This window comes from Lentzea alba, assembly GCF_011067745.1.
Taxonomy (GTDB): domain Bacteria; phylum Actinomycetota; class Actinomycetes; order Mycobacteriales; family Pseudonocardiaceae; genus Lentzea; species Lentzea alba.
In genome coordinates this window covers 379,701-396,621 of record NZ_JAAMPJ010000007.1, presented here as the reverse complement: position 1 = coordinate 396,621, position 16,921 = coordinate 379,701, and the positions used below count along the sequence as shown (strand labels likewise).

Annotated in this window: 11 protein-coding genes; 7 read left to right on the top strand and 4 right to left on the bottom strand. The window is 68.3% G+C overall.

Translation table 11 applies throughout. The features are described from left to right. Positions 1 to 141: 141 nt before the first annotated feature. Complete coding sequence (locus G7043_RS26590; protein WP_166049979.1) at positions 142 to 1,332, top strand: cytochrome P450; 1,191 nt, start codon at positions 142 to 144, stop codon at positions 1,330 to 1,332. On the opposite strand, the gene G7043_RS26585 is transcribed toward G7043_RS26590, so the two are convergent. Then, positions 1,292 to 3,673, bottom strand: a complete 2,382-nt coding sequence (locus G7043_RS26585; RefSeq protein WP_207311738.1) for a BTAD domain-containing putative transcriptional regulator — start codon at positions 3,671 to 3,673, stop codon at positions 1,292 to 1,294. The genes G7043_RS26590 and G7043_RS26585 overlap by 41 nt on opposite strands. A gap of 879 nt (positions 3,674 to 4,552) precedes the next feature. Between G7043_RS26585 and G7043_RS26580 the strand changes: the two genes are divergently transcribed. Beyond that, positions 4,553 to 5,101: a GNAT family N-acetyltransferase gene (locus G7043_RS26580; RefSeq protein ID WP_166049977.1), complete on the top strand. Its 549-nt coding sequence runs from the start codon at positions 4,553 to 4,555 to the stop codon at positions 5,099 to 5,101. A gap of 942 nt (positions 5,102 to 6,043) precedes the next feature. Here the strand turns inward: G7043_RS26580 and G7043_RS26575 are convergent. Beyond that, positions 6,044 to 6,622: a DinB family protein gene (locus tag G7043_RS26575; RefSeq protein WP_313888079.1), complete on the bottom strand. Its 579-nt coding sequence runs from the start codon at positions 6,620 to 6,622 to the stop codon at positions 6,044 to 6,046. An 89-nt stretch (positions 6,623 to 6,711) separates the two neighbouring features. Between G7043_RS26575 and G7043_RS26570 the strand changes: the two genes are divergently transcribed. After that, positions 6,712 to 7,641: a helix-turn-helix domain-containing protein gene (locus G7043_RS26570; protein WP_166049975.1), complete on the top strand. Its 930-nt coding sequence runs from the start codon at positions 6,712 to 6,714 to the stop codon at positions 7,639 to 7,641. A 58-nt stretch (positions 7,642 to 7,699) separates the two neighbouring features. On the opposite strand, the gene G7043_RS26565 is transcribed toward G7043_RS26570, so the two are convergent. Then, positions 7,700 to 11,323, bottom strand: a complete 3,624-nt coding sequence (locus tag G7043_RS26565) for a DUF4062 domain-containing protein (RefSeq protein ID WP_166049973.1) — start codon at positions 11,321 to 11,323, stop codon at positions 7,700 to 7,702. Between the two features lie 352 nt (positions 11,324 to 11,675). Between G7043_RS26565 and G7043_RS26560 the strand changes: the two genes are divergently transcribed. Further along, positions 11,676 to 11,888 (top strand): hypothetical protein, encoded by a 213-nt coding sequence (locus G7043_RS26560; RefSeq protein ID WP_166049972.1) that lies wholly within the window; start codon positions 11,676 to 11,678, stop codon positions 11,886 to 11,888. Between the two features lie 53 nt (positions 11,889 to 11,941). Here the strand turns inward: G7043_RS26560 and G7043_RS26555 are convergent, their stop codons facing one another. After that, the gene (locus G7043_RS26555) at positions 11,942 to 12,832 is read right to left on the bottom strand and encodes a LysR family transcriptional regulator (protein WP_166049970.1); all 891 of its coding nucleotides are present in this window, start codon (positions 12,830 to 12,832) and stop codon (positions 11,942 to 11,944) included. A gap of 74 nt (positions 12,833 to 12,906) precedes the next feature. On the opposite strand from G7043_RS26555, the gene G7043_RS26550 reads away from it, so the two are divergent. The 3 genes from G7043_RS26550 to G7043_RS26540 all read left to right on the top strand — a co-directional run bounded on the left by G7043_RS26550 (position 12,907) and on the right by G7043_RS26540 (position 16,715). Beyond that, a complete protein-coding gene (locus G7043_RS26550) occupies positions 12,907 to 13,833 on the top strand; it encodes a DMT family transporter (RefSeq protein WP_166049968.1) in 927 nt (308 codons plus the stop codon). A gap of 295 nt (positions 13,834 to 14,128) precedes the next feature. Beyond that, on the top strand, positions 14,129 to 15,040 hold the full coding sequence (locus tag G7043_RS26545) for a hypothetical protein (protein ID WP_166049966.1): 912 nt from the start codon (positions 14,129 to 14,131) through the stop codon (positions 15,038 to 15,040). 94 nt (positions 15,041 to 15,134) lie between these two features. Then, positions 15,135 to 16,715, top strand: coding sequence for a serine/threonine-protein kinase (locus G7043_RS26540; RefSeq protein ID WP_166049964.1), 1,581 nt, complete (start codon positions 15,135 to 15,137; stop codon positions 16,713 to 16,715). The last annotated feature ends 206 nt before the right edge of the window (positions 16,716 to 16,921 follow it).

Genomic DNA, 16,921 nt, shown 5'->3' with positions numbered 1-16,921 from the left:
CTCTCGGCATGGTCTACGCGAGGTCTGTGGAACAGCGGTGACCGGTATTTTCGGGCACCGCTGTTCACCATTCCAACTCGACAATCTCAAAAGAGGAAAACGCACGCCTGGACAACGTGTTCCGTGGCTAGGCTCCTGGTCATGAGCGCGTCCATCGACAACACAACCATGGAACCGGTCGACTCCCTGTTCTCGTGGTTCCGCGAAATGCTTGATTCACGGCCGGTCAGTCAGGGCGGCGAGCACGGGGTGGAGGTGTTCGGTTATGCGGACATCACCCGCATTCTCGCCGACACCAAGACGTTCTCCTCGGAGACGGCGAGGAAGTTCAACGAGCCGCACTTCGAGCTCGACCGCTTCAACGAGGGCAACCTGGTCACCTCGGACCCGCCCCGGCACCGCCAGCTGCGCACCGTCATCAGCCAGGTGTTCACCCCGCGTGCCGTCGCGAACCTGTCCGAGCGCATCGAGCTGATCACCGGCACCTTGCTGGACAAGGTCGCCGACCAGGACTCGTTCGACCTCGTCGACGCGCTCGCGTTCCCGCTGCCGATCACCGTGATCGCCGACGTCCTCGGCCTGCCCATCGAGGACGAGCCGATGTTCCGCGTGTGGGGTGACGCGATTGGCGCGCTCGACGCGGCCACCGTGCCCCTCGACCTGCTCGAAGGCGAGGTCGGGCCCGCGCTCCACGAGATGGGCGAGTACTTCCTGCGGCACGTTCGCGACCGCAGGCAGAACCCGCGCGACGACGTGATGAGCAGGCTGGCCAACGCCACCATCGAAGGCGAGCCGCTGACCGACGGCGAGATGATCGGGGTCACCGGCCTGACCATGTTCGCCGGGCACGCCACCACGATGTCGTTGATCTGCACCGCGGTCATCCTCCTGGACCAGCACCCGGAGGCGCTGGCCGAGGTTCGCGCGAACCGCGACCTGGTGCCCGGCGCGCTGGAGGAGGTGCTGCGCATGTACCCGCCGTTCCCGCGTCTGGTGCGGGTCACCACCACCGAGACCGAGATCGGCGGGCACCCGGTCGCCGCGGACGAGCTCGTGACGCCGTGGATCGGCGCGGCCAACCGCGACGCCACGAAGTTCCCCGACCCGGACCGCTTCGACATCCACCGCAACACCGGTGGGCACCTGGTGTTCGGCCAGGGCATCCACTTCTGCCTCGGCGCGCCGCTGGCGCGGCTGGAGGGCAGGATCGCGCTGAACATGCTGCTGGACCGCTACTCGAAGATCAGCGTCGATTCCGCGCGCGGCGTGGAGTGGGAGAACCCGCACCAGATCATCTGCCCCCGCCGTCTGCCGGTGCGGGCATCTCGGTGATCTCGCAGTACACCACGTGGGCGGCGGCGTCCTGATCACAGGCGCCGCCATCCCTGCGCAGGAACGACGAGCCGGACGCCAGGACCCGCCTCACGTGCCTGCGCCGCGCGTCCGAGTCGTCCGTGTCGGCGAGCAGGCTCCTGGCCGGGCCCTTGACCCCGCTGTCCCTGGTGGAGCGCAGGAACTCCAGCAGCCGGTCGATCGCGGTGTCGGAGATGGGCTCCAGGTTCATCATCAGCGCGTGCCGCAGCCGCGAACCCCACATCGGGCGGCGCTTGACCAGCTCCGGCCGCGCCGTGACGACCACCAGCACCGGCAGGCCGGGGAGCAACCTCGGTAGTTCCTCGACGAAGTCGACCAGGTGGTCGTCCGCGACGTGCAGGTCCTCGACGACCACGACGACAGGGCCGCGCCGGGCGATCTGGCCGAGGAGGTACCCCCACGCGCGCAGCACCTCGGCGACCGGCACGTCCGGGCGTTCCCGTTCCGGGTCGGCCAGGCCGGCGAGGCAGGTCAGCACCCAGTGCCGCTCGCTCTCCGACTGGACGAGCCGCTCCACCGCGCAGACGAGCTCGGCCCGCACCGACTCGGCGCGACCGTCCGGGTCGATGCCGCAGTACGAGCACAGCATGTCTTTGAGCACGTCGGTGACGGTGTCCTCCACGAACGGCCGCGCACGGCCGGCCAGCACCCGAACCGGCTCGGCGGCCGCGGCCACCCTGCGCTCGAGCTCCAGGACGAACCGGGTCTTGCCGACGCCGGGGTCGCCGAGAACGGTCACCAGGTGGGGCGCGCCGAGGTGCCTGGTGCGGTGCAGGAGGCCGCGCAGCACCTCCAGGTCGTGCTCGCGGTCGACCACCGGCACGTCGTGCAGCGCCAGGTACTCCTGCCGGAGCCCGACGACCTGCCAGCCGAAGGACGACTCGGCCCTGAAGTAGGTGACGGCGCACTCGGTGGCGCGCCTGGTGCTCTCGCACACCCGGATCTCGCCGACCGGGGTCTGCGAGAGCAGCCCGTGGCACTCGTCGAGCAGGACGCCGCTCACCGACGGCGCGCTGTCGTTGTCGGGGTGGTAGCGCACCAGCACCTCACCGGTGGCCACCGCGACGTGGACGGCGATGGGGGGCTCGTCGCAGGAGACGTCCGGGAAGCCGAGGCAGTCGCGGATGGTCAACGCGGCGAGAACAGCGCGTTCGGCGTCGTCGTCGGCGCTGTTGGGCACGCCGAACAACGCCAGCCAGATCGACCCGATGGAGGCCGCGACGGTGCCGCCCAGCGACTCGACCTCGGCGCGGATCGCGGCCGAGGCCCGCTCCAGCGCCCTGTTGCCCATGCCCTGGCAACGGACGATGAGCGCGCTGACGTTCCTGCGCTCAGCCACCATGCTGCGCAGCGTCGGCACGGCGGGCGCCGGAACGATTGCGGCGTCCTCGTGCCCGTCCGGTTCCGGCCCGGAGGGGGATCTGCGCTGCGACGGCACCGGCGGTGCCGGGCGGACGTGGGCAGGCACTGGCTGTTCGTCGGCCGCGTCGCGGGGGAGACCGGTCATGCGCAGCTCGATCTGCTGCTGCATCCCGACCGGGATCAGCCCCGGATCCTGGGTGAGGATCGCCTGTTGCAGCGAGCGCAGCGCTGGACTCGGTTCCAGGCCGACCTTCTCGACCAGGGTGGTGCGCACGGTGTAGTAGGCGTTGAGGGCGTCGGTCTGCCTGCCGCTGCGGTACAGCGCGAGCATCAGCTGCCCGCACAGGCGCTCGCGCAGCGGCTCGGTGGCGACCGTGCGCTCGAGCTCAGCCAGGATCTGCTGGTGGTGTCCCGCGCACAACTCGACCTCGAAGTAATCCTCGAGGGCGTCCAGCCTGGCGTTCTGCACCGGGGTGAGCTCGGGCCAGAGGATGCCGGACTCGACCAGGTCCGCCAGTGCGGGCCCGCGCCACAGCTCCAGCGCCTGCTTCAGCAGCCGGGACGCCGCCGCCAGGTCGCCCTCGGCGAACTTGGCACGTCCGGCCTCGACCTTGTGGTGGAAGTCCTGCACGTCGGTCTGCCCGGGTTCGACGCGCAGCATGTAGCCAGGCGGCTGGCTGAGCAGCACGGCGTTGCCGCCGCCGTCGGCCGACAGTGCCCGGCGCAACCGCCAGACCGAGTTCTGCACGATCTTCCTGGCCGACAGCGGCACCTTGTCCTTGGGCCACAGCGAGTCCACCATCTGGCTGCTCGCCACGACGCGGTTGCGGTTGAGCAGCAGGAGTCCGAGGGCAGCCCGCTGCCGGGTGCCGCCGAGGTCGACCAACTCGTCTCCGCGCACGACCTCTAGAGGTCCCAGAATCTTGAAGTAGGTCACGATCGGTCTACGCCACTCGACCGTTCGGCGCTGTGCACGGGCCCGTGGCCAATGCAGATGGAATAACGATCGTCGCACTCACAAATGCCCCCTGTTTGGCGATCATCGCCAAGATAGCTCGCCCCACCGGGCTCACCGTCCGTGCTGAAGAGTCAGCCGGACAAGTGGCCTGGGCACCGACGCGGTGCCGGTATTCGGTGGTGCGCTGCCCCCGGTCCTTCAAGGTCGTTGCGAACTTCCCCAGTCCCGCACGAGTCCCCAGTGCCCCATGCGTCACCGCCTCCGATTCTTACCGTCGTTGACAACGGTTGACACCACCGAACGGGCTACAAAAGGTCGGTGCCCGACGTTTCTGTGGAAACCGTCATCCGCGCCGGCGCGGTGGCGTTATGGTACCCGTCGGGATTTAGTCGTGCACGGCTATCGGTGAATAGCGCCGATAGTGGCTGCTTATGGTGTGTATGCGCAGGACAACAACGGTTGCGTGGGCGCCGCAGAACGGTGTGGCACAGTTCACGTCGCGGTTGCGGAACAAAAAGCGTATAGGGCCGCTCGGATCGCGATCTGTTCCGCTGGACGGAACGACATTGACGTCCGGCCGGTTGAACCGGTAATGCCGAACCGGTGGTGGCGGGTGCGTTCATGCAGGTTGCGGACAGGATTCGTGCACACTCTCCGGAAACGTCGCGGATGAGGTGATTGCGCAAGACGCGGCATTGGCTGGTGGCCGCTGGGCTGTCGGCCTTGGTGGCGACCGCGGCGATCCATGCCGACGGTCTGGCCGCGAACGCGCTGGACGGTTTCGAGGCGACAGGGTGTGAAGCTGCTGCTGCGGCTGTCTGAAGCTGCTGCCCGGTGGCGTGCGATAGCTTGCCCGTCATGACTGAGCTCGGACCCGTCGCCTGGCCACCTGCCCCGATCAGGACCGAGCGCCTGGTGCTCCGCGAGTCCGAGGCCGGGGATCGTGCGGCGCTCATCGACCTGTTCTCCTCGTCGGAGGTGGGCACCTACATCGGTGGTCCGCGACCGCGTGATGAGCTCGAACGCACGGTGCCCGAGGTGCCTGGGCGACGCCCTGGCTTCTTCGTGATCGATCTCGACGGCACGGCGATCGGCATGATCACGTTCGATCGGCGCGACGCGGGACGTCCGGGACCCGCTTCTCCTGATGCCGGGGAGGCGTGGCTCGGTTATCTGCTTTTGCCGGAAGCGTGGGGACGTGGCTACGCCGCCGAGGCGTGCACAGCGGCGCTTGGCTGGTTTGTCGACGCGCTTCCCGGCACGCCGGTGGCGCTCTGCACCCAGACCGCCAACGACCGCGCGATGCGCCTTGCGGCGAAGCTGGGTTTCACTGAGGTGGAAAGGTTCGAAGCGTACGGCGCTGAGCAGTGGTTCGGTGTGCGGTCCTCGGTCACGCCGTCCTCTTGAGGTCGTGCTCATCCCGCGGCGTAGCTGGGTCGAGTGTTGCCGGCGTCCTGTGTCCAACGGGTGGTGCGGTCGACCTGGTCGACGACGCCAGTATGCCGATCTTGGCGCGAGGGTCCCTCGTCTTCTCAGATGAGGGACCCTCTGGGCGGTCACCGAACGTTCGACCGAGCAACGTCACGCCGCGTCGTCCTGCTGCACCGCGGGCGCGATGTCGTCGGCGTACACCCCACGGCTTCCCTTGAGAACGCGGAAACTCAGAGCGTCACCGGTCTTCGGCGTGTCAGGATGCGGCGGTGGGCTCTTTCAAGGTCGATCCCGCGGCCGTCGCCGGGCTGGGGCAAGTTGGTGCAACGGCAAAGCCAGGGCATCGCCGGCTACCTGACGGCACTGGAGCACAACGCGGTCTCCGACCAGGGTGACGGCTTCTTCGAGCTGATCAGCAACCAACTCGTCTACCTGCGCTACTACGCCCACGCCAACACCCGGCAGGCGCTGAGCCTGGCGGGGAACTCGGCTCTGCAGCTGCGCGACACCGCCGCGTTCTACGTGGCGACCGACAACTCGGTCGAAGCACGCCTCGACGGCACGTACCGGCCTGTCACGTCGGTCGACCGCGAGCGCTCCTCGCTGCCGTGCGAGGTGATCCAGAGCGGTTTCGGCGACGTGCACGATGTGAGCGGTTATCTAACAGAGGTGCGGCCCCGCTGGACGAGATTTCCCGACGACCCCTGGTCGAAGATTAGCGCGTGTTTCATGACCGACCCCCGCGATGGCTGGCAGGGTGTCCGAGTCGTACGTCTCGCGGGCGGCCACCGACGGCGTACCCGCGAGACATCCGGCACGGCTACACCGAGGCCGACTGGAAGATGTGGACGGCCGCCTGGCTCAAGGACCACGACGAGGTCCGGGACGTACCGACCGGTACAACACAGTGATCAATGGTCAAAACGGCCTGCCGGTGATACGGGCGGCCTCACGTGCCACGATCTCGACACGATCGTGGAACTCGGACCACTCGTCGGGAAGGTTGCTGACCGTGGGGTGGTAGCCGGCGCGGCCATCGATGAGCTCGCGGACGATGTCGGCGTGACCGGCGTGCCGGCAGGTCTCGGTGATCATGTGGACGAGCATCCACTGCAAGGTCACGTCGCGCATGCCTTCGGGAAAGTGGGGCACCTTGCCGGGTGAGTCGAGATCGAGTGCCGCGATGGTGGCGTCAGCGTGCTCCCACGACCGTTTGTACTGCGCGATGATGTCCTCGCGCGTCTCCTCGGGGCGGGCGAGGAAGTCCTCTGATTGAGTGCGGTCGACCAGCCATGCCCCCGCGTGGGCGGGTCGGTCGAACACTTCGCCGAAGTAGCCGAACTCGTTGCCCGTCAGGTGTTTCACCAGTCCGAGCAGATTGGTTCCGGTCGGGGTGAGCGGCCGGCGCGCGTCGTACTCGGACAGGCCGTCGAGTTTCCACACCAGGACGTCGCGCACCTGCTGCAAGTACAGGTGCAGATAGATTTTCGGATCCACGTCCCGACCTTAGAAATCCGGTACCGCCGCGGTCTTGGACACGCGTGCCGTCTCGATCGACGATGCGTGCCACGTGGTTGGATGGCCGGATGGACCCGGTACGCGGCTCGGTTCGGCTGGACACCGAACGGTTCGGTGTCGACGCCTTCCGCGACGGCTGGGAAGCGCAGATCGGCGACGGTTTCACGTTGCCCGCGTTCCACCACGAAGCGACAGCCGGAGCCGTCGTTCGTGGTCTCGCCTCCCGCGTCGGGGACTCGGTCATCACGAACTTCGAAACCGCCACGCGCGTACAGGTCGATTCCGCGTTTCCCGACATTGGCGAACTGCGGCTCTACGTGGTGCATCGTGGCGCCTACGTCCTCAAACGTGAACGCGACACGATAGCTGTCGACGCCGGCCAGTTCCTGCTGAGCCGCTCGACCGGGCTCACCGGCTACGACGTCGCCGCGGGCACTACCGCCCAGGTGATCGGGTTGCCCGCCGAGGCGCTGGGCTTGTTCGCCGACGGCACGCAAGCGACCGGCCCGGCCGCCGCCGCGGAAGTTCATGTGCTGCTGGCACACACGAGTGTTGTCCACGCGACACTCGGCGACCTCAGCGAGGGCGGCGTCCAGGCCAGCCGCAACGCATTGGTGGAGCTGGTCCGCGGGGTTTTGCACGGGTATCTCGACGGCACCGAACCCGGCCTGGCCGGCCCGCTGGTCCACGCGGCCGGCAAACTCGCCGATCAACTACTCACCGACCCGGACCTGACACCAGCGCTGCTGGCGCGCCACCTCAAGGTCTCGCTGCGAACGTTGCATCGGGCCTTCGCGTCAACCGGCGAGCCCGTCGCGGCGTACATCCGCCGACGTCGCCTCGAGCAGGCGCGCCGCGCGCTCCTCTCGCCGTCCCACCCCACGGTTTCGGAGATCGCGGCACACTGGCAGTTCGCTGACAGCAGCCACTTCATCCGGATGTTTCGTCGCTACTACGGCCAGACGCCGGCCCAGTTCGCCCGCGATCACCATCACTGAGCGTTTTCAGTTTCGGCCGGTTGATCAGCTGCCGTTTCGTCCACTTCGGCGGGCGAACTCAACTTGATCGGAGCAGCTTGTCGATGGCTGACAGCAAGGTCTGAGACCTGTCGTCTGCCGCAGCGACAAGCCTTTGACGCTGCCTGCGGATGTCGACGTGCCGGTCCGGTTGCCGCAGCATCGTCGCGACCAAGGCCTCGCAGAACGCCGCGCCCAGCGCGTCCGCGGGGTCGTCGGCGCAGTGCGACATCAACGCCGTGCGCATCTCGTGGACACCGGTGGCGAGGCGGACGACCAGGTCCGGGTCGTCCGTGTCGGGGAAGTCGTCGTCGAGAACGAACTCGACCAGGTTGTCCTCGAACTCGGCGACGTCACCACGGATCAGCACGTCGAGTGGAGCCTCGGGATCGAGGAGAATGTCGCCGGACCGCAAGCGGGCGAGCGTGGTGCCGACCATCCGGGTGGCGATCTCCACGGCGCCCAGCCGTTTGGCCGCCATCACCGCCACCATGAGCAGGATCGCGTCGACTTCCGGATGTTCTCGCCGAGTGGCGGGATGGTGGTCGACCTCCTGGGCCAGCCGCTCGAGCAGAGGCGTGGGATCGGTTCTGCTCCACGACAGGTACCACGAGCGAAGAAGCGCCACTGCCTGGTCGATGAAACTCTCCTTGCCCAGCAGATCGACCACGTGCGGCTTCTGGAGCGCCTTGAACCCCGAGTCGCAAGCGGACACGTGTTGATCGCACACGCCCAGCAGCGTGCTGTGGAGCAGCCCGCACTGGATCACGGTGAGTTCGACCGCGATGGCGTCGGGGGCGATTTCGTGCTGGATCTCCAGTTGCCACATGGCTTCCTCGAGAAAGCCCAGTGCCTCGTGGATCATCACCGCGTCGGACGCGGTGACCTCGTCCTCGTCGGACATCGCGGCGAGCAGTTGAGCGGCGTGGACTCTCGCGCACAACCCGAGCAGACAGACCATGTCGGCGTTGCCGCGCATGCGATCGGTGAGTGATCTCAACCGGTCGAAGTCGTCGGCGGCCGGCTGGAAACCTCCGGTGGGCCAGGCGATGCCCGCCGCTCGTTCGGCCACCGCGATGGAAAGCTCGAGGAACTCCTCGACGTTCGGATCCGGTTCCTCCAGATCGCCGACGAACGAGCGCCAGCGGTCGAGCCGGCCACGTGCCTGCTCGGCATCGTCGCCGGCCGCGGCCAGCTGCGACAGGCCGACCATGATCGAGTACTCGGTGAGCATCTTCGTGCCCTGGATCAACGTGAGGCGAGCGTGTGTCTCGGTGGCCGGGGCAGCAGAGACCGGAGCGTCACGCAGAGACCCTGTCCCGCTGCTCATCGCGGTGGTGAACCAGGTGATGACTGCTTGAGGCTGGCCGCCACCGGCGAAGATGTCGGTGGCGACCGTGTCCAGCAGGTGTAGCAGCGCGTCCCGGCCCTTGCCGAACCGGTTCCTCACGTCTGGGCTCACCGCGGTGAGGGAGGCCCGGCAGACCGACGCGAGCTCGTTCATGTCCGGTCGTCGCAGGTGAGGAAGGACGCTGCCGATGACGATCTCGATGATCGCCAGCCGTTGCCGGTCCGTGGCCGCCGCCTCGATCAGCTTCGCGCACAGCCGCGGCGGCGCTTCGCCCTGCAGGAAGCCGGCCAGGGTCAGGGCGAAAATCTTGATCGACTCGTCGGTGCAGTGGTCCGGCTCGGCCAGCCCGCTGACCAGTAGCCGGTGCTCGTCGGTGAGCATCAGCAACGGCATCAGTTCCCGGGACCTGGCCGGATCGTTCGCGGGCTTGGTGGCCAGGTGCCGCACCAGCATCCTGCGGTAGGCGGTGCGGACGTCCTGCTCGGTCTCCTCTGACGCGCCGTCGAGCAGGAGATCGACGCCGGCCGCCGCACTGGGATGCGCGAACTTCCACACGTCGTCCCTCACCGTGACGTGCACCGCGAGCATGGCCCGGAACAGTGCGAGGTCAGCCGAGCCGGGACTGAGCCCGGCGACCTCGAGCGTGGCGACCAGGTCCTGTTCGTGGAGGCCGTACACCGCGGAGCCGAGCAGACAGAGGGCGACGCCGAACTGCATGCCGACGAGGTCGATCAACCGGGTGAAGGCCTCCTCGTGGAGACCGTCGAGTTCGCGTGGGAGCTGTCCTGCGATCACTTCGAGCATCAGGCGCAGCGCGACTTCAGGATCGACGCCCGCGTCAGGCGCCTCGCGCAGGGTCAGATAGTCATATGCCATCAGGGTGAGCATGAGATCGGTGGCGACCACCAGCCAGCGCGGGCACGTCGACCGACTCACGAGACGCGCGGCGACCGCCTGTGGAATCGCCCGGTGGTGCGCGGCGACGCGACTGAGGACGAGCGCGGTGGCGTCCTGGTGGTTCAAGTCGTCCAGCCGCAGCACTTTGGTTGACGGCCGCTTGGTCAGCAGCGTTGCCTCGAAAGTGTCTTCGGCGGCCGACACCAGGACCCGGACGCGATCTCCCCACGTGATGGGCAGCCAGGCGAGCGGCCGGCTTTCGGTGAGCGAGCCGCTGAGCCGATCGAGGCCGTCGACGACGATCAGGGGACCGGCCAGCCGCCCGCTCCCGCCCAGCTTCTCCAGCCAGAGGTGCAGAACATGGTCGAGCTCGAGGTTTTCGGCGTCGTACCGGTTCGCCACGGAACGGGCCGCGGCCGGATCGAGCTGCGCGAGCAGCAGCAGGACGCACACAGGAAGCCGTTCGCTGGCCGTCGTCGCGCCGACCTGCACGTATGCCCGCGGTCCAGTCCACTCGAAGCTCAGCTGCATGGTGATCCGCAGGTCTGTGGCCGCTTTCGCCAGCAGGGCGGACTTTCCGCAGCCTGAACTGCCGACGATCGCCAGCGTGGTGTCGCCGAGCTGCTGGCGCATCCTCCACAGCGGACTCTTCGGGTCGTCGCCGAACTCGTCGTCGATCCCGCTTCGGTACGCCCAGAACTGGCTGATGAAATCGAGTTCCTCCTGCCTGCCGACAAACTGGTGCGCTTCGCGCTCGGCCGCCCATCGTTGCTCGGCGAGCTCGGCGTCCAGCCAGTTGCCGGGAGTCTCAGCCTTGAACACCTGGTCGATGCGGTCCAGCAACGTCGTCGTCGCCAGATCCGTGAACGTGCTGTCGATGTCGTAGGGGTGCAAGAGCTGACCTAGCTCCCCGAGGTGGATTGCCAGCCGCACCAGGCTTTCCTGTTCCTCCTGATCGGCCGCGGCGGCACGGCGAGCCAGCACGATCGGCTGGATTCCGTCGCTTTCGGCCGCCTGGACGGCGGACAGGATCTCGATGGCGGTGACCGACAACGGGAAGCCGGGATCTCGAAGCCCGGCCGCGTCGATCACCGCGCGGCTGAGCTCCTCCGGAGGAATCCAGCCGTACTTGGTGCCGAGCAGGCCGATGAACAGAGGACGGCAGCGCCGCACCTCCGCCGCGCACATCTCGAGGATCATCCGCTGCCGCGTCTCGGGGTCGAGCAGTTCGTCGGTCTCGATGCCCCAGCGCAGGTCGACAGGATAGATCGACGCGCCATGGCCACGTTGGCGCAGCTGGGCGTTCACCGTCGGAATCACCACTCGGTTGAGCAAGTCGCGTTCGTGGTCCATGTCGCGGAACGTCGAGGCGATGAACACGGGAATCCGCCGCCAGCCCGGCTGCGTGTCGGTCACCGTGGACTCCTCTGATCGGCAGGGGCGCTGAGCACCTGTTGACGTATCGAGCAGTCGCAGGTGGCGTTACGCCGCCGATTGCTCCGTTCGTGGGTCAACGACTCGGCCCAGCTCATCGATCTGGTCGTCGTGCTGATCGGGGTCGCCTCGTCGGGCTGGGTCGTGGCCCAGCTGGTGAACCCGGTGCTGAGGTTCCCGCAGGGCTGCAGTCCACTGTGGACACCAGTGCGCTCCTTGCTGGTGAAGAGGTTCCAGCGCCGGTTCGACGAGGTCGGCCGCGAGTTCGCCGAACTGGTACCCGTCGTGCTCGGCACTCCGGACGCCCGCCACCGCCGAACAACGTGCCGCCTACGTGCGTCTCACCCGCCGTCAGCGTCGTCTGCCCGGCCCCGGCAGGTTCATGCCGACGACCACCGGCAACACCCTGCGTGCGGCCCTGTTCGTCGTCGCGCGCGACGAGCCGCACGGCACCACGAGATGTTGCGGCCAGAATCGCTGGGCCGAATACCCGGAGGGAATTCCCGAAGTGCGGGACTGGGAACTGGGCGGCTGCACCTCGCTTTGACAGCCGCTGCGCGGAAGGGCCGTCACCACCTCGGTGACGGCCCTTCCGCCGTGTCAGCTGTGGGATGAGCCCGCTCGCACCAGGCCTTCGAGCAGTTCGACGGCGCGCTGGGCGGCCGGATGCCCGGCGATCGACTTCTTCACCGCGATGCCGATGTGCCTGACAGGGGTCGGGGACGTCACGGCCACCGTCGTCAGGTCGTCCGGCAGTTCGCCGACGCCGAGCGCCGGGACCACCGTGAGTCCGATTCCCGTTGCCACGAAGGACATCGCGGTCCGGTAGTCGTGGGTCTCGACCACGAACCTCGGGGAGAACCCGGCGAGTGAGCAGGCGTCGAGGAGCACCTGACGGCACGGCCCGGCGCGGAAGTCGTTGTCCACCCAATGCCGGTCGGCGAGATCCGTCAGCGGCACCTCGGCGAGGTCTGCGAGCGGGTCGTCGACCCGGACCACGGCGACGTACGGGTCCTCGGCGAGCCGTCGCGTCACGATCTGCCCGTGGTGCTCGACACCGGCCTCCTCGACGAAGATGTCGACGTCCGCCTCGCCCGGTGTGGACTCGCTCATCCGCAGGTCGAGCCGGAGGTCGGGGAACTCGGTCCGCAGGGCGGCGACCGTCGGCGCCAGCCACGCCGCGCCGGCGGAGCCGAAATAGCGGATCGACAGACTGCCGACCCGGCCGGCCCGCAGGTCGCCGACCGTCCGCTCGACGCGGCCGACCGCCTCGAACAGCGCCTCGGCCTCGGTGGCGAGAACCCGGCCGGCGACGGTCGGCTCGATGCCCCGACCTGCTCGTTCGAACAGTTGCAGCCCGGTCTCGCGTTGCAGTGCGGCGAGCTGCTGACTCACGGCGGACGGCGTGTAGCCGAGCGCGGTCGAGCCGGCACGGATCGAGCCGGTCGCGATGACCGCCCGCAGGACGCGGAGCCGAGAGATGTCCAGCATGAACGCGACTGTACAGTTCTGCTTAACGGACGTGCACAACTAATCGCTTGTGCTGTACAGACAGCGTGCTGACGATGGGGTGTGTGACCGATCAACTGGAGACCGCCCGGCCCGTAGGCACCACCAAGACGAGCGCCACCAAGACGAGCACCGTCAAGCTCGCGGCGGCCGTCGGCCTCGCGGTGGTGCTGTGGGCCTCGGCCTTCGTCGCCATCCGCGCCGTCGGGCACGACCTGTCACCCGCACCGCTGGCGCTGCTCCGACTCGCTGTCGCGGCCGTCGCGCTCACCGTGCTGGTGGTGGCCAAGGGTGCGGTCCGGGTCCATGTGTCCCGCCGGGGGTTGCTGCTGATCGTGGCGTACGCCGTGCTGTGGCTCGCGGGGTACACGGTCGCCCTCAACGCGGGGGAGCGGCACGTCGACGCGGGGACGGCGGCGTTGCTGGTGAACCTCGCGCCGTTGCTGGTCACCGTCGCCGCCGGGAAGTTCCTCGGTGAGGGTTTCTCGCGACCGGTCGTCGTCGGCTCGCTGCTGGCGTTGGGCGGGACCGCCGTCATCGCGATGGGTTCCACCGCACAACGTGACTGGGTCGGTGTCCTGTTGTGCCTGGCAGCCGCCGGTCTCTACGCCGCGGGCGTCATGATCCAGAAGGTCACGCTGCGGCACGTCGACGGGCTCACCGCGATCTGGCTCGGCTGCGTCGTCGCCACCGCGGTCCTGCTCCCGTGGCTGCCGCAACTGGTCGGCGAACTGCGGGTGGCGCCGGTCGGAGCCGTGGCCGGGGCCGTTTACATGGGCGTGTTCCCGACCGCGATCGGCTTCACCGCGTGGGCCTACGCGTTGCGGCGCATGGACGCCGGCCGGCTGTCCGCGACGACCTACGCCGTGCCCGCGGTGTCGGTGCTGCTGTCGTGGCTGCTGCTCGCCGAGATCCCGACGGTGTACGGCCTCGTGGGCGGCGCGATCTGCCTCGTCGGCGTGGCCATCTCCCGGCGACGCTGACCGTCGTCCTGGCACCACGACCAACGGCATCAGCGTGACGAGCGGACGCCGTTCGTGTCGGCCTGTCGGAAAGTTGGTGCCAGCGAGTGCCTTCGTTCAGCCATTCGGTTCTTGCTGGTGGTTGCTCCCGAAACGCCGCTCGCTTCGAGGGTGCCATGTCCAACGTGAGCTTCGGCGGAGACGACGTGAGTCGAGGTGCAGGCGTCCACTCCCGGCACACCAGGGTTCACCGACAGCGTATGGCCCGTAACGATCTACGGCCGGTGATCGAAGAACTGGTGTGAAGGCGTTGTTCGTGCGGCTCCACCGATTCACCCGTGTGCGCGGGCTGATCGTGCTGTTCGTCGGCCTGACGGCTGGGATCACCTTGCTCGCCATGGGCGGGTTGGAGAAGCTCAGCGGCGTGGGCGGCGTTCTCGGCATGTCGCTGAGCGCACTCGTGATGATCGTCGTGGGTGCCGCCAAGTACCCGCGGTCCGCGAGTACGCCGTCGCACGAGCAGGTCGTGTTCGGGTTGCTGCGGGCGCGGAAGAAGTACTGCCTCATCCTGCGGCCGTTCGGCCAGGACGCCGAGATCGTGCTGCCGAAGACGCTGGCCAAACGCCGTACCGACAGTGGGCCCTTCACCCGCAACGTGACCATGGAGCAGCTCGTCACCCGCGCCGCGCGCACGGTGCTCGACATGGACACCTACGGCATCGTCGACCAGCGCACCACGTTCGCCCCGCCGGGACCGATCCTGATGCGCGCCGCCGACGACGTGTGGCAGGAGGTGGCCCAGCGCCTCATCAGCCGCGCACACGTCATCGTGCTGATCCTGCCGCCGGACCGGGACTTCGGCGATGGTTTCGTCTGGGAGATCGAGCAGATCCGGCAGGCAGGGGCGACGTCGCGCGTCGTCATCGTGCTGCCGCCGTGCGACCAGGACACTGAGGCGTATGAGGCGGCACTACGACGCGCGTGCGTGTTGCTGGCGTTGCTGGACGGCGAGCTCGACCACTTCAAGGTCCACGAATACGAGCTGACGCTGCCCAGCGGCACGCTGGTCATCCGGTCGACCGCCGACGGAGCGAAGTGGTGGAAGATCCACGACGAGCCCCCGGAGCGCACGATGCTCGGCCGCAAGCGCAAGACGGTGGTGGCCGACGTGACCTATCTCGAAGTGCTCGACGTGGCGTTGCGGGAGATCGACCACGAGCAGTCGTGACCCGCACCCGTAGGCTGATTCCGCCGACTCGCGGAACCTCGGGCGGTCGGTGCGCGTCGACTCGAACGGACAGGGCGCTCGGGACACGGGGACGATGACGGAAGAGACGTTCGGGCCGTACCGGATCGAGCAGTTGCTCGGCCGGGGTGGGATGGGCGAGGTGCACCGGGCCTACGACACGGTGCACGACCGGTTCGTGGCGCTCAAGAGGTTGTCGACCGGCCATCACAGCGACGAGGAGTATCGCGCCCGCTTCCGTCGTGAGGCCCGGATCGTCGCGCGGCTGCGTGAGCCGCACGTCATCCCGATCCACGCCTACGGTGAGATCGACGGCCGGCTCTACCTGGACATGCGGCTGGTGGAGGGTGCCGACCTGTCGGACGTGATCCGCGAGGGGGCGGTCGAACCGGCGCGGGCGGTGCGCATCGTCGAGCAGGTGGCGAGTGCCCTGGACGCCGCGCACGCCGACGGGTTGGTGCACCGCGACGTGAAGCCGTCGAACATCCTCGTGACCGCCGGCGACTTCGTGTACCTGGTGGACTTCGGCATCGCCCGCAGCGTCTCGCCGTCCGCGACGGGCCTGACGGCGGCCGGCTCGGTGGTCGGCACCCTCGACTACATGGCCCCGGAGCGTTTCGAGGGAGGCCCTGTCGACGGCCGCGCGGACGTCTACGCCCTGGCCTGTGTGCTGTTCGCCTGCCTGGCGGGCCGGCGGCCGTTCACCGCGGACGGCACCGCCGCCCAGATCTGGGCGCACCTGTATGTGGAGCCGCCGAAGCCGTCCGCGCTGAACCCGGCGGTCCCGGCCGCGTTCGACGAGGTGATCGCGAAGGGCATGGCCAAGAACCCGGCCGACCGTTATGCCACCGCGGGAGCGTTCGCACGGGCGGCAGCCCAAGCCGCGATCACGTCCGCACCGGAACCCCAGCGCGAGGCACCTGTCGCCGTGGAGCACAAGGCGACCGTCCCCGTGCACCCGGAGCCGGACCCGCCCACCGTCGCCCTTCCCAGCACCGAGTCACGGGTCAAGCAGGCTGCTCTCGTCGGCTCGGCCCTCGCGGTCGTGGCCGGGATGGTCGCGATCTCGCTGTACTTCGGGAACGGTGACAGGACAAGGGGTTCGGGCACCACCACGACCAGCATCACGACCACCACCACGACCGTGCCCGCGACCACCACCACGACGCGGTCGCCGAAGGTCGAAGCGCTGCTGGCCGTTCTGCCGACCGTCTACCGGGGCGCCGACTCGTGCGCGCCTGTCGATCCCGACGGCGGCGCGGTCGCCGCCGTCCGCTGCACCAAGCCGAACTCCTCGTGGGATCCCATCAACCCTCCGCCGGCCGAGGCCGAGTTCCGGCTGTTCGACCACCCCACCGCCCTGGACGAGTTCTTCCAGTCGTTGGTGACCAGCAGGGGCATCCCGCGGATCGACGAGGCCGGCAGGTGCCGGCCCAGGATCGACCCGATCCACTACACGCTCTACCGCCGCCCCGGCCCGAACTCCGGCGCGCTGCCCGGCGAGTTCGCCACGTGCTTCCTCGCCGACGGCAACGCCCAGATCTGGTGGGTCGACACCCGCACCCTCACCATCGGCGCGGTGAAGAGACCGGGTGACATCGACACCCTCGACAGTCTCGACATCTGGTGGAGCGAAAGAGTCCTGGCGACGCTCTGAGATCTCGCACCGAGCCTGCACCTTCATCTGCGATGAGCCTGAGGCGCAGGCAGCGGTGGCGGCTCGGCCGCTCCGAGCTCGGCGAAGATCTCCGACGCCAGCACCCGGTGCGACCGAGCCGCTTCCTCTTCTGGCGGCCTGCTTTGAGCGCCTGTTCGCCTTCGAAGCGAGTAAGGCCGGGGAACGCTCGACCTAATTCGATCGCT